This window comes from Rodentibacter sp. Ppn85 (assembly GCF_001999335.1).
GTDB lineage: Bacteria > Pseudomonadota > Gammaproteobacteria > Enterobacterales > Pasteurellaceae > Rodentibacter.
On the sequence record NZ_MLHS01000041.1, the window covers coordinates 1 to 13,344 of the forward strand.

A 13,344-nucleotide genomic window follows, 5' to 3' on the forward strand; every position below is an offset into this window, starting at 1 on the left:
GTGTGTTCTGTCCTTTATTTTTAGGGACGGAATACTGCGAATGTTAATTTTAATCCATTAATAAAGTAAATTTATCGGAATAATTTTAGCACTAGCGGAAGTTTGGAAACATTTATTCTATTTTGATAAGTTTAGGGGGGATGTATGTCTACTACATTAAAAGTGCTAAATGCTAAGACTGTTATTGCTGAGCACAAAATTAAGCAAGGAGAAACATTAACGTTATTGGCAAAAGGAGAGGCCAATTATCAACTTATTGATGATAAAACGGGCGTTGGTCCAGAGAATATTATTACTAAACGGGAAGGTAATGATTTAAAAATCTTTTTAAAAGACGGTGACATGAAAGAAGATATTGTCATCAAAGATTATTATGATGAAGAAACAGGAAAAGAAACAAGCAATTTATTAATTGGTCAAGCTGATAATGGTAAGATCTATGCGTATATCCCAGAATCAGGTGTAAAAGCTGATGCGGTAAGTTTGCTTGCTGATCAAGTCACAGCACCACAGATTCTGGGCGGAGACGAATTAGCTAGCGCATTTTGGACATTTAACCCATGGTGGTTAGCAGCGTTAGTTCCATTGGCTGCAGGTATCGCTATTGCAGCAAGCAACAGCGGAAGTGGTTCAAGTAACAACAATGGTTCTAATAATGAAGAACCAAATAATACAGACCCGGCAGCGGATGCAAAAGCGGCAGTGGACGCGGCGGAGAAAGCAGCGAAAGAGTTAGCGGACTTAGTGAAAGCGAAAGAAGCTGACGGTTCAATTACGCCGGAAGAAAAAGCGGAATTAGACGCGAAGAAAGCGGAAGCGGATAAACTGAAAGACGACGCGAAAGCGGCGGTAGATGCATTACCGGCGGACAATGCGGATAAAGCAGGTTTAGATGCTAAAGTTGACGCGATTGACAATCAGGTACCGGATGTGACGGCAGAACCATATCCATTGCCGGATCAAACGGATACAAGCACTTGGGAAGATGATGGTGAGGATTCGGATAATCCGACAGATAAAGATTCTGCTGATGATAATGAAGTCGATGATACACCGCAACTTGATCCGAATGTTATTATAACAGGTCGTCCAATTCCATCGGCTAACCCTAGTAAATTTGTTGTTAATAAGATCAAAGAGAAAAACCCTAATTCACTTGATCAAATTAATGATAAGGCTCAGATTAACGGAAATGAGGCTGCGAATCTTGTTGTCGTTGGTCGAGGTACGGATAGTACTAATATTTCGGGAAGACAATCAATCACTGCTGGTAGTATCAAAACTAATGGTGGCGATGATACGGTGGTAATTACTAATAATGTTATTCGTTCCACAATTGATACTGGGGCCGATAATGATAAGTTGGATATTCGAGGTAATTCTCGTACTTCTACACTATCAATGGGAACCGGAGATGATGTACTCACCATTCGCGGTAAGCTGGCCGGCTTAAATAATCAAGTGAATCTTGGTGATGGTGATGACACAATGATTGTTGCAGGTGGGGCTGTATTTAACAATGCTGCTGCGAGTGATCATCAAACTAAGACAAACTGGAATAAGATTGATTTAGGTGCAGGCAATGACAAATTATCAATGGGTGAAAAAGGTGCAGGTAATATCCAATATACAGATATTCAAGCAGGTACCGGAGATGATGTGATTACGTTATCGCCAAATAGAGGTAAAGGCGATCTTTTCTGGGTCAATGTTGATTTGGGCGATGGAAATGATGAACTTATCGTTAAGGCTAGTGATTTACGCATGACGTATATCAATGGAGGAGAAGGTAATGATACGATTGATTTAAGCCAAGCTCAATTCACAACCACTTATCATACTCATGTAGGCGATACACGTATTGATGGTGGAAACGGCAACGATAAGATTATTTTAGGTGATGTTGGTTATACTACAGATACGCATTACTATAAGATCACTGGCGGTGCTGGCGATGATGTTGTTGAATTTACTCAAGATTACAGTATTCATGAGTATAATAATCGTGGAGCTGAAATAAACACTAATCGTAATCAAGTTGATATTCAAGGCGGTGAAGGTTTTGATACCATATCAATTATCGGTAGTGGTACAACAGTGGATATGAGTTCAGGTACTAGCGGTTCAAATAGACCGGAAGGACTGAGAGATTTTGAAGCTGTTGATATGACCGCAAGTGGTGCTCAAACTGTAAAAGTGAAATTAGCCGATGTATTGGCAAATTCTGGTACACTTTATATTGCAGGGGATAGCTCTGATACCATTGATCTCGGATCTGACGGAAATAGCAGTTTAGGTGGATTCAGTAAAACGACTGAAACAACGACAAGAACGGCATTAGATGGTTCGGAACATACTTACACTGCCTATACAAATGGTGCAGCTAAAGTATATATCGATGACTCAGTCACCAATATTATCTAATCAATGATAGAGTGAAAGGTTTACCGCTCGAAAGGAGGGTAAACTTTTAAGCCAAGTTAAAACGGTACGATTGGCAATTTTACTTGCTGCTCGTACCGTTTTTTATCCTTGCGAAATATTTACTTTTGCTATGGAAAGGAAAAATAAAAGTGCGGTTAAAAACTTCCTTGTTTTTGACTGCACTTCAGAGCGTTATTTCAGGACAGTAATTGTCCACTTTGCATCGCCAATTTGTTCAAAATTGCTTACTTCGTAACCTTCTTCGGCTGCCCAAGCTGGGATTGATTCTGTGGCTTGAGTACAGTCGAATTCAATTTCAAGACTATCGCCTTTATTGAGTTTCGCCATTTCTGCTTTCGCTTCCACTAATGGAAAAGGGCAAACTAAGCCAAGTGTCGGTAATTTAACAATCATTTTTTCCTCCTAAAATTAAGCTATTGCTGTTTTTAATTGTTGTGGGCGAATAATGGTGAAATAAGCCGCAAACCAAGTGCCAAGCACCATTAACGGAAGGGATACCCAACCTTGCCATGAAAAATAAGCCGTGGCGACAAGCGTATTACCGATTGAACATCCGCCTGCTAAACTCGCGCCAATGCCCATTAGTGAACCGCCGAACGCACTACGTACCATGATTTGCGTATCCGGTAGGCGGAGACGAAATTCGTTACTACCTTTGGCAGCAATGAATGAACCGATAAAAATTCCTAATACTAAGAATACGCCCCAATTGATGAATTTTGTCTCATTGGTGATGAGATATTGCATAATATTTGCTGATGGCGTGGTGATACCCAAACCGCCAATTCGTCCGGTTGCCACACTTAACGGCCAAGCCGCAAGAGCAATCAAGCCGATTAGTACTGCGGAAACAAAAGGATGCCAGCGTTTTTCAAATAAAATGTGGGCAATGCCGGTTTTTTTAGGTTTTAGTGTGGCAACTTTTGGCTGTGTGTTCGCAAGATGTTTGTACACGTAATAGCCAGTGATGATGGTTAATACTGCCACGAGCCACCATGCGGATATACCGATACTTTCATAAATATTGCGTTCGTCTATTTTGATGCTACGTAGTGTTTGATTGAACTCGCCAAGCGGGTCGGTTCGCATCATGGCACTAAATAGCATGTACATTATTAACGCCACCCAGCTACCGATTAAACCTTCTGCCACGCGATACCAGGTTCCCGTTGCACAACCGCCGGCATAAATAATGCCGATGCCAAACAAAAAGGACCCTAAGATCACGGCAACAAATTCAAAATTTTTAGCAGGGTCAATATTCAACCAGCTGATTTCTTTAAAAATGAAAAAACCGATAGATTGCACAGTGATGGCAATGAGCAAGGCGACAAACATTTTATTGTTTTTGGTTACATATAAGTCACGAAATGCACCGGTAATGCAAAAACGTCCGCGTTGCATGACAAAACCGAGCAAAATACCGCAAAATAATCCCGTCAAAAGCATAAAACCTCCTTAGATTAAAAATAGCCCGTAAGTAAGACCGGTTTTATTTTTAATAAAATTAAGTTATATGCGCCAAGAATTTTTGGTTAATTAATATGTGCTTTTGGAATAAAAAGTGCGGTTGAAAAAGCAGTATATGCTAGCTACACAAAAACTTAATCGACTGAAAACGATTAAATCCCGATTAAATTTTAACTCAATCGGGATTTTACTGTATTCGACAGCTATTTGAACTGTACAGAGAAATGATGTGCCGCTATTCCATTGTTTATTGGCGGGTTTTATCGCTTAATACGCTTAGGCTAATGTATTAAGTGGTATTTTAATAATGGAGAATAGGCTAACATATCGTCGAAAATAGTAAATTCAACCGTATCTATTTCAAGCAGCGGATTTTGTTGTTTAAACGTGTCGGACCAAATTTTTCTTTGGGTTTCAGCTCGAGCTAATTGTTTCGGTGTATATTTTTTCCAGTTATATGCTAGGGTGATATGAAAATGGAGTCTATCCAGCTGATTACGTGTAGTTTATAATAATTCGCTTAACTGCTGACGAAATTGGATAATTTTTCTCGATCTTCAACTAATTTCACTCCCAAAATAATCATTTCTTTATCAAAAGGTCCCCATAATTCAGTTAATGCAAATTTTAAGACTTTAGGCAAATCAGGCTTAAATTGTTGGAGTTTTCGTACATAGTGTAGATGTACTTCTTCGATTGGGGCAGTTTTCTCTAGATCTCGTGGCCAAAAACCAGGTTTTTCTCGTTGTGCCGGATTTTCATTTGTACCGTTAAATAGGGTAATATGGAAGCTGTTTTTAGGGAGGAAAGTATGTAGTGCACCAAATTCACTTTGCTTAATCTCATTTTGAAGTTCGACTAAATTTTTGTAAAACTGAGTATTCTGTGGAACATGGCTGACGACTGAATTTCCTGGATAACGTAGTGCCTGTCCATTATAGTCAAATTTATAGCCGGTGCCTACGGTTGGTAAAAATTCATTTTGAGAAATACTTTTTTGTTGTTCATTGACGAACGTTGGGGAAACAAATATACTTGAGCTACCTAATAAAGCTGTGCTACTTAAAAAAGATCTTCTATTCATAGAAACTCCCATTAATTAATAAAGATAAAGTCAATAAAGCATTTGTTTTATATAAAATAATTATTTCAAATTTGTGAATTTCATTTTGAAAAAATAATTTTTTACAAGAGAAAATAACTATTTTAATTATAAAAATTGCTATAAATCCTTGAGAGTTGCTCTGTAAATTGGATTAATAGATAAATTGAACCGTTTTGCAAACGTCATAGGGGAAATCCCCTTAATTGGCTGTATAGCCTTTGGGGGGAATTTTTTACAAAAAATTAAGGACAAGGCTTACTCACCATAATTTCAATCACTTGACGATCAATGTACTGCATACTTTTTGAGGCGATGGCGCAGAGGTTTTCGATAGTGCGATCGAGATCGTGTTCAACAATACCTTCGTTGCCGGTAACACGAGTTCCATCCATTGCCATCAATACGGATTTGTAGCCTGATGCCACACTGGTGGAGACTTTCATTGCACAACTATTTGCCGCACCGTCGCAAATAATGCCGCTGATATCGCCGATCATACTGCAAATGCCCATGCTGGCGGTTTCAAATTTCCCCGTTAATAAATAAGCAATGCCGGCACAGCTTCCCATGGATGCGGTGGTTACCGCACAAAGTGCGGATAATTTCGGCAGTTTACTGTGAATATAAATCGCCATTAAGTGTGATAAAAATAACGCGCGTAGGCGTTTTTTTTCCTCGATTTTCAAATAATCAGCCACCACTACGACAGGCATAGTAGCGGCAATTCCTTGATTTCCCGAACCGGAATTACTCATCGCAGGCAAGGTTGCACCACCCATTCGGGCATCGGAGGCGGCGGTAGTTTCGATCATTATTTTGCTGAGTAAATCGTCTGAAATTAAACCCCTCCCCATTTGTTTACGTAAAGTTCGCCCGATATGTAACCCATAATTTTCGCGTAATCCTTCATTAGATAAGGCACGATTTAATTCCGCAGCTTGGGCGATAAAACGAATTTTGTCTAATTCCATTTCGTCGGAAAATTCAAAAATTTCACGAGCCGTGACTTGTTTGAATATCTCATAGGGATCGCAGTCGGTGCATTCATCCTCCAATTTTTCAAACAGCACTTCACCATTTTTTTCAATACGAATAATATTGGTATGTTGATCTTGAATCGCCACTTTCACCCAATCCTCTCCGCCTTGCTCATTGGACGCAAATAACGATGCCTCGGAATACAATATATGATCGGTCGGTTGAATATCCACATGAACTTGCTTATGTTCCAACATGGCTTTTGCTTGCGCCACTTGTTCCAACGTGATGTGTTTTAATACCTCTAAACCACCTTTAGGATCGCCCCCTAATGCCCCAATCGCAGCTGCAATCGGCAAGCCTACCATGCCTGTTCCCGGTACGGCGACGCCCAAACCGTTTTTCATTAGGTTTGGTGAAACTTTGGCTTCAATGCGTTCCGGCTTTTTGCCTAAATATTTAGCCGCTGTTGCAGATGCAAGGGCAAGGGATACCGGCTCGGTACAACCGAGGGCGGGGACAACATCTTTTTGAACGATGGCGATGAGTTTATCGCCAATTTGTTGTAGTTTGTTATTCATAATGAGTTCCTATAAAAACGTAAGGAAAGGAGATACGCACAATAAAATACCAGTGATGATAATGATGTAAAGTGCGACACCTTTGTATTTATGTAACATTGGCACTTTATATACTAAGTACGCAGGAATTAAGCAACCGACCAAACCAAAAATTGGACTACAAATTGAAGTGAAGCTCAATACCGGCGCATTTAATACAATAGCACCCCAAGCCAGTAAAATTGCGGCAATCATAATGCCTTTTTGTACATAATTTTGATTGATTTTATCTTCAGGCATAATGCGCGCAAGTAAGTTTATTACAATCCCTTGGGTGGCTTCACGAAAGCCAAGATATACGCCAAAGAATGCTGTCATTACGGCAAAGATATTTAAAATCATGCCAACATAGGTTGCCCAAGATCCCGGGAAGAACTGTGCGACGATAGCAAGGGCTGAAATATTTTGTTCATAGGCTTTTACCGCTTCTTCGCGCCCCATGGCAAGGGTGAAAGACACCGCATAGAAAAATACCGCAGTAAACAAAATAAGGAATGCGATATTCATGGCGCGTAACGCTTTACGGCGCGCTATTTCTCGATTCACTTCTTTTTGGCGGTAGGATATTACCATTGGACTCAAGGTTTGAATAAATAAAATTGAGGTTAGGGTGAATGGTAAGGTGATGATTGCGTTTTTAATCAACAATCCGGCTGGAGGAAATGCATCAATGTTATATAAATGCCACATACCTATCATGGCAAAGCCAAGTGCGGCGACGACAAAGAATTTAGTAAGCACCATAAAGCTGGAAAGTTTAAATAATAGTTTTTCACCTCTAGATGAAATTGCCACTAAAATGCAGATAAGAACTAAACCATAAAATGGATTTTTAGAAAGTAAGGTCTTGGTTATGCCAAAGGTGTATAAATATGAGGCACTGTCATTTGTAATAGCGGTGGAATACACAAACATCCAAATAATCAACATCACAAAATAAAGTGCGCCTAATAAAATCCCCCAGTTTTTGCCAAGATAACCTGAAATTACACTCGGATAATCTTGGCATTTTGGTGATTCGGCAAGAGTGTTAATAAATAATCGTTGAAACAAATACATGGCCGGGTAGCCAATAACGGAAGACAACAAAAATACCCACATACCCATTAAGCCCACCTGTACCGGCAAAAATACAATGCCCGCACCAATTGCCATACCAATACTCATAATGACCCAACCGAAATCGGTGGCATCAAATTTCATTACCGCTTTAAGCTCTGCTTTTGAAAGTTCATTTTTCATAGTTTTCTCCAAATAAGAAAATAAGTTTCTTTATTTGCTTTCCTTGAGTGAAAATAAAACGTCAATTAAAAATTATTCACCTTTGAGTTCACGAAGGTGCTTATAAATGGCATATTTCGTTAAACTAAGGTTATCTGCCACAAACATTACGGCATCTTTTAATTCAAAAAAACCGTTGTCGTATAAATAGGCAATAATGGCTTTTTTGTAGTTTTTTTGATGGGGGGTAATATGTTGCTCTACAGTGGAAATGGCTTTGGAAAGCGAATATTCCATCATGTCCTGACGGTTTGCCACGAAAGCTTCGTCTTTCGGTGGAATCGCTAAATTTTGTTGTGGCATTAAATTTGATATAATTTTATCTAACGGGTAAGACAAATTCAGATTAATGCAAAATAACCCAATGGGTTTACCGTTTCCGCCTAAAATAATATGCGTGGTGGATTTGACTAAATGTCCGTAATTGGTAGTGGAAAAATAACTTTGTTCTAACTGCTTGGGATCTTTTTGATAATTTTTGAGGATTTTTAAGGCTTTATCCGTAATCGGCGCACCCACGGAACGTCCTGTGTGAAAGCCATTCACAATTTTTACTACAGAAGAACTGAGTTCGCCTAATTCGTGAACCACTACCTCGCAATATTCCCCTAATAAATGGGCGATGGAATCGGCTAAATGAAAATAAGATTGCAGTATATGTTGATCGACATCTTGTGCAATTAAAGTTGGTTGCTCATTGTTCATTTCTTCTCCTCACCATTTTATGGTTGACGCAAAGTATGATGAAGTTATTTAAAATAGTCAAATTAATTTAACTAAAATTGTGATTTTGGTTAATTTTTTTATACTGTTGAGAAGAAAAAATCCATTGTGAAAACACAATGGATTTTAATCTTAGCTACTATTTTATTGATTTTATGGATTAATTAAACTGAACTTGCTTTTTCGATCACCAAAACCCGCACTTCCCCTTGTGGATGTGCGACGTGTTCGGTGCCGAGACCGGCATAAAAAATATCACCAGTGTTGAGCAAAACGATTTTTTCTTCGCCCTGTTCTTTGTAGTGCATTTCCACTGTACCGTCCATTACGGCAAAAACTTCTTCACCATCATTGATATGCCACTTATAAGGTTGATTCGTCCAATGTAAACGTACACTGATACCGTTTATTTCAGTGATACCTAGGGCTTCCCAAGAACGTTTTGCTGTAAAATCTTTGCTACAAATAATTTGATATGTCATATTGTTTCCTTAAAATTTAGTGGGCCTCATCCCAATTTTTCCCCACGCCAATATCCACAATTAACGGTACCACAAGTTCAGCCGCGGTTTCCATATTTTGTTTAATTAGCTTGCTAAAAAATTCGACTTTTTCCGACCGCACTTCAAACACTAATTCATCATGTACTTGCATGATCATATCAATATCGGGTTCATGGCGAACGAATTCGTCAAGTTTAATCATAGCACGTTTAATAATATCTGCTGCCGTACCTTGCATTGGTGCGTTGATGGCAACCCGTTCCGCTCCTTTTCGGCGCATTGCGTTACCGGCATTAATATCCGGCAAGTATAAACGGCGGCCGAATAGCGTTTCCACATAGCCTTGTGCTTTGGCTTTGTCGCGAATATCCTGCATAAAGGTTTGTACCCCCGGATAACGTTGGAAATATAAATCCATATATTTTTGTGCATCGGCACGTGGAATGCTAAGTTGGCGGGAAAGCCCAAAGGCAGACATACCATAAATCAGACCAAAATTGATAGCTTTTGCATTGCGACGTTGCTCACTTGTTACTTCATCCAATGGCACGCCGAAAATTTCTGCAGCGGTGGAGCGGTGAATGTCTTTACCTTGCGCAAAGGCATTAATCAAACCTTGATCCTGAGACAAATGCGCCATAATACGTAATTCGATTTGGGAATAGTCGGCTGCCACCACGGAATAACCTTCACGAGCTATAAAAGCCTGACGAATTCGGCGACCTTCTTCATTACGGATCGGAATGTTTTGTAAATTCGGATCACTAGAGGACAAACGCCCTGTTGCGGTTACCGCTTGATGGTAAGAGGTATGAACACGTCCTGTACTCGGATCTACCATTTGTGGCAATTTATCCGTATAGGTGGATTTTAATTTACTCAAGCCCCGATGCTCGACTAATACTTTTGGCAATTCGTGACTGTATGCCAATTCTTCCAATACTTCTTCATTCGTAGATGGTGCGCCTTTCGGGGTTTTTTGTAACACAGGCAAACCGAGTTTATCAAATAAAATTTCTTGTAATTGCTTGGTGGAGGCAAGATTGAAGATTTGCCCTGCGAGTTCGTAGGCGCGTGCTTCAAGTGCGGTCAATCTTGTTGCAATTTCATTGGATTGCATGAAAAGTGCGTCACTGTCAATCAATACGCCGGTACGTTCCATACGGGAAAGTATGCTTAACAACGGCAATTCTATTTCTTCAAAAAGTGTGACCAAACTTGGCGTTTGCTGTAATTTCTGCCATAGCACTTGTTGGAGTTTCATCGTGACATCCGCATCTTCGGCGGCATATTCAGCAGCTTGTTCCAACGGAATTTGATTGAATGTCAGCTGATTTTTACCTTTACCGGCAATGTCTTCAAAACTGATGGTTTGATGTCCTAAATAGCGTTTAGCGAGATCATCCATATTGTGGCGACCGGTGCTGTCCAGTACATAGGATTCTAGCATAGTATCAAAAGCAACGCCTTGCACATTGATGTTGTTACGCGCCAAAATAGTCAGATCATATTTGATATTTTGTCCCACTTTTTTGATGTCGGCATTTTCGAGAATCGGTTTGAGTGCGGCAAGTGCGGTTGTTTTTTCGAGTGTTTGAGGCGCATCGAGATAATCCAGTTGTAACGGAAGGTAAGCCGCCTCGCCGTTTTCAAGAGCAAAAGAAAGCCCGACAAGATTCGCAGCCATGTAATTCAGACTGTCGGTTTCTGTATCTAAGGCAAATAGGGAGGCTTTTGACAGCTTGTCAACCCAACGTTCGAGATCTGCTAAGGTGAGCAAGGTTTCATAGCGACTACGATCAATTTGAATTTCCGGTAATTTTTCAACCGCACTTCCTAATGGAATGCTTTGTGTGGCTTGATACGGATTTATTTTAACCGATTGATCGTTAGCCTGTGTGATGGAATCCGAACCGTTCATTACTTCGCTTAACCAACGTTTAAATTCATAGCGGGCAAAATATTCAATCAATCGGTCATTATCACTTTCACCGAGCAATAATTCGTCAGGCGTTATGTTTAATGCAACATCGGTTTTAATCGTCGCAAGGGTGTAAGACAAATCCGCATTTTGTTTTTCGGCAATTAATTTTTCACCGAGCTTTTTTGCTCCCCGAATCGGTAATTCTGCCACCTTGTCAAGGTTGGCATAAATTTCAGCCATATTGCCAAGACCTTGTAAAAGCCCCAGTGCGGTTTTTTCTCCCACACCGGCAACTCCCGGAATGTTATCCGAGCTATCGCCCATCAATGCAAGGTAATCAATAATGAGTTCCGGCGGAATACCGTATTTTTCAATAACACCCTGGCGATCCAATAAACTATTGTTCATTGTATTAATAAGCATAATATTGTCATCCACCAGTTGCGCCATATCTTTATCGCCGGTGCTGATAAGCACTTTTTTACCGTTGTGGGAAGCCTGTGTGGCTAGTGTACCGATAACATCATCCGCCTCTACGCCCTCTACCGCCAAAAGGGGAATGCCGAGGGCGCTAATCATATCGTGTAAAGGTTGAATTTGCTTTCTGAGATCATCCGGCATAGGCGGACGATGAGATTTGTATTGCTCGAACAGTTCGTCTCGGAAGGTTTTTCCTTTGGCATCAAATACCACGGCAATATGACTTGGCTGTACCTGTGAAATCAGGCTTTTAAGCATATTTAATACGCCATACATTGCACCGGTCGGTTCACCGGCGGAATTAGTTAAGGGGGGAAATGCATGAAATGCTCGATATAAGTAAGAAGAACCATCCACTAATACCAATGGATTTGCTGCGATCTGTGCCATAAAAATCTCATTTGAAAGCTAAACATGGCGACATTATAGCGTAAATTCAGAGTGGGTGCGAAGAGCTAAAGCCGGCTGACGAGATGTAAAAAATATGACGAAAAAGTTTGCTTATGGCATAATGCCGTCTCATTCAAAAATGAAAATTAAAGGAAATACAATGTCATTAAAGTCGGTGGAAATTGTCGTATTAGGGCAAGTATTACGTTTAAACGTGCCTTATGAGCAGGAAGAGGCTTTACGCCAAGCGGCGCGTAATTTAGATGCGTTGGTTTCTGAGATGAAAGAAAAAACAGGGTTAATTCAGCTTGATCGTGTGCTTTCTATTGTGGCATTAAATTTAAGTTTTGAACTAACTCAAGAGAAGCACAAAAATGCACAAATCGAAGAAGTGTTGAAAACACGGATTCGCCAGTTAGATCATTCTTTGGAAAGTATTCGTTCTGCAAGAGAATAATTTGTGAGCAAGATCGCAGATTTTAAAAATAAAGACTGGTAAAAACACCTACTTTTCGCTAGTATAACGATATAGAGATTTCCTGGAATGTTCGACAATGGGTTATGTCCCTGAGCCGATACTTAAAATCTTATAAATCGGTTTCCCGTCATTGGTGTGTAGGCTTTGCCTTTATTCTTCTCATGAAAAATAAAGGAAGTAAGAAACCTGAAAATGACCTTATCGATTTCCTTGAACCGTCGGGTTCAAGGACTACCACCCATAACGGCATTCCGGGTTCTTTCCTTCTACCTTTATGAACATTCAGCAACAACGCCAACAAATTCGTCGTCAGATTCGAAAAATTCGCTCGAATTTAACCGCACTTCAACAACAGCAGGCAGAACAAACCGTTACGCAGCAAGCCCTTAATTTGATAGAACGTCGTCAGGCGAAAAATATCGCGTTATATCTCTCTTTTGATGGTGAAATTTCAACCCAAGCCCTAATAAAAATCCTTTGGAAAAAAAATAAAAACGTGTTTTTACCCGTCTTGCACCCTTTTGCGAAAAGTCATTTACTTTTTTTACATTATTTGCCGGACACTCCGATGGTGCAAAACCGTTTTGGCATTTGGGAGCCGCAATTGAATGTTCAGAATGTGTTACCAATCAATGAGTTGGATATCCTTTTTACTCCATTGGTCGCATTTGATAAACAAGGAAACCGATTGGGAATGGGGGGGGGATTTTATGATCGTACTCTGCAAGATTGGCAACAAAAAGCCTTTATTCCTGTTGGTTTAGCCCATGCTTGTCAGCAAGTTGAAGCATTGCCGATTGAACATTGGGATATACTGCTTTTTGATATTTTGATTGGGTGAACTCTATCGTTTTAATTTAATTGATAGGTAAAACCAAAAATATTTCATTTTTCCCCTTGAAATCCCCTTAAATGATCTTACTTACCTTTTGTGAACGGCGAAAGCC

Annotated in this window: 11 protein-coding genes and 1 other RNA gene; 4 read left to right on the plus strand and 8 right to left on the minus strand. The window is 40.0% G+C overall.

Translation table 11 applies throughout. The annotated features are described in order from the left end of the window. The first annotated feature begins 144 nt into the window (after positions 1–144). Positions 145–2,424, plus strand: coding sequence for a hypothetical protein (locus BKL51_RS07740; RefSeq protein ID WP_077466139.1), 2,280 nt, complete (start codon positions 145–147; stop codon positions 2,422–2,424). Between the two features lie 192 nt (positions 2,425–2,616). Here BKL51_RS07740 and BKL51_RS07745 read toward each other — a convergent pair whose 3' ends face one another. The 8 genes from BKL51_RS07745 to polA all read right to left on the minus strand — a co-directional run bounded on the left by BKL51_RS07745 (position 2,617) and on the right by polA (position 11,919). Further along, positions 2,617–2,838 (minus strand): sulfurtransferase TusA family protein, encoded by a 222-nt coding sequence (locus tag BKL51_RS07745; RefSeq protein ID WP_077466140.1) that lies wholly within the window; start codon positions 2,836–2,838, stop codon positions 2,617–2,619. Between the two features lie 15 nt (positions 2,839–2,853). Continuing rightward, the gene (locus tag BKL51_RS07750) at positions 2,854–3,894 is read right to left on the minus strand and encodes a YeeE/YedE family protein (protein WP_077466141.1); all 1,041 of its coding nucleotides are present in this window, start codon (positions 3,892–3,894) and stop codon (positions 2,854–2,856) included. A 541-nt stretch (positions 3,895–4,435) separates the two neighbouring features. Then, complete coding sequence (locus BKL51_RS07755; RefSeq protein WP_158074923.1) at positions 4,436–4,999, minus strand: DUF1868 domain-containing protein; 564 nt, start codon at positions 4,997–4,999, stop codon at positions 4,436–4,438. Between the two features lie 263 nt (positions 5,000–5,262). Next, positions 5,263–6,579, minus strand: a complete 1,317-nt coding sequence (locus BKL51_RS07760; RefSeq protein WP_077466143.1) for a serine dehydratase subunit alpha family protein — start codon at positions 6,577–6,579, stop codon at positions 5,263–5,265. Between the two features lie 9 nt (positions 6,580–6,588). Then, positions 6,589–7,860 carry an aromatic amino acid transport family protein gene (locus BKL51_RS07765; protein ID WP_077466144.1) on the minus strand — a complete coding sequence of 424 codons (1,272 nt, stop codon included), beginning with the start codon at positions 7,858–7,860 and terminating at the stop codon, positions 6,589–6,591. Positions 7,861–7,932: 72 nt separating this feature from the next. After that, on the minus strand, positions 7,933–8,604 hold the full coding sequence (locus BKL51_RS07770) for a transcriptional regulator (RefSeq protein ID WP_077466145.1): 672 nt from the start codon (positions 8,602–8,604) through the stop codon (positions 7,933–7,935). A gap of 182 nt (positions 8,605–8,786) precedes the next feature. Next, entirely contained in the window at positions 8,787–9,104 is a 318-nt protein-coding gene (locus BKL51_RS07775) for a cupin (protein ID WP_077466146.1), read from the minus strand. A 16-nt stretch (positions 9,105–9,120) separates the two neighbouring features. Further along, complete coding sequence (gene polA, locus BKL51_RS07780) at positions 9,121–11,919, minus strand: DNA polymerase I (RefSeq protein ID WP_077466147.1); 2,799 nt, start codon at positions 11,917–11,919, stop codon at positions 9,121–9,123. A gap of 160 nt (positions 11,920–12,079) precedes the next feature. On the opposite strand from polA, the gene BKL51_RS07785 reads away from it, so the two are divergent. The 3 genes from BKL51_RS07785 to BKL51_RS07795 all read left to right on the plus strand — a co-directional run bounded on the left by BKL51_RS07785 (position 12,080) and on the right by BKL51_RS07795 (position 13,238). Next, positions 12,080–12,376 carry a cell division protein ZapA gene (locus tag BKL51_RS07785; RefSeq protein WP_077466148.1) on the plus strand — a complete coding sequence of 99 codons (297 nt, stop codon included), beginning with the start codon at positions 12,080–12,082 and terminating at the stop codon, positions 12,374–12,376. Between the two features lie 76 nt (positions 12,377–12,452). Continuing rightward, positions 12,453–12,659: non-coding RNA, 6S RNA (ssrS, locus tag BKL51_RS07790), on the plus strand. A gap of 12 nt (positions 12,660–12,671) precedes the next feature. Continuing rightward, positions 12,672–13,238 carry a 5-formyltetrahydrofolate cyclo-ligase gene (locus tag BKL51_RS07795; protein ID WP_077466176.1) on the plus strand — a complete coding sequence of 189 codons (567 nt, stop codon included), beginning with the start codon at positions 12,672–12,674 and terminating at the stop codon, positions 13,236–13,238. Positions 13,239–13,344: the final 106 nt, after the last annotated feature.

Bases quoted from the DNA above. Each gene is read 5' to 3' on its own strand.
- BKL51_RS07740 (WP_077466139.1), top strand. From the start codon at position 145: ATGTCTACTACATTAAAAGTGCTAAATGCTAAGACTGTTATTGCTGAG.
- BKL51_RS07745 (WP_077466140.1), bottom strand. From the start codon at position 2,838: ATGATTGTTAAATTACCGACACTTGGCTTAGTTTGCCCTTTTCCATTA.
- BKL51_RS07750 (WP_077466141.1), bottom strand. From the start codon at position 3,894: ATGCTTTTGACGGGATTATTTTGCGGTATTTTGCTCGGTTTTGTCATG.
- BKL51_RS07755 (WP_158074923.1), bottom strand. From the start codon at position 4,999: ATGAATAGAAGATCTTTTTTAAGTAGCACAGCTTTATTAGGTAGCTCA.
- BKL51_RS07760 (WP_077466143.1), bottom strand. From the start codon at position 6,579: ATGAATAACAAACTACAACAAATTGGCGATAAACTCATCGCCATCGTT.
- BKL51_RS07765 (WP_077466144.1), bottom strand. From the start codon at position 7,860: ATGAAAAATGAACTTTCAAAAGCAGAGCTTAAAGCGGTAATGAAATTT.
- BKL51_RS07770 (WP_077466145.1), bottom strand. From the start codon at position 8,604: ATGAACAATGAGCAACCAACTTTAATTGCACAAGATGTCGATCAACAT.
- BKL51_RS07775 (WP_077466146.1), bottom strand. From the start codon at position 9,104: ATGACATATCAAATTATTTGTAGCAAAGATTTTACAGCAAAACGTTCT.
- polA (WP_077466147.1), bottom strand. From the start codon at position 11,919: ATGGCACAGATCGCAGCAAATCCATTGGTATTAGTGGATGGTTCTTCT.
- BKL51_RS07785 (WP_077466148.1), top strand. From the start codon at position 12,080: ATGTCATTAAAGTCGGTGGAAATTGTCGTATTAGGGCAAGTATTACGT.
- BKL51_RS07795 (WP_077466176.1), top strand. From the start codon at position 12,672: ATGAACATTCAGCAACAACGCCAACAAATTCGTCGTCAGATTCGAAAA.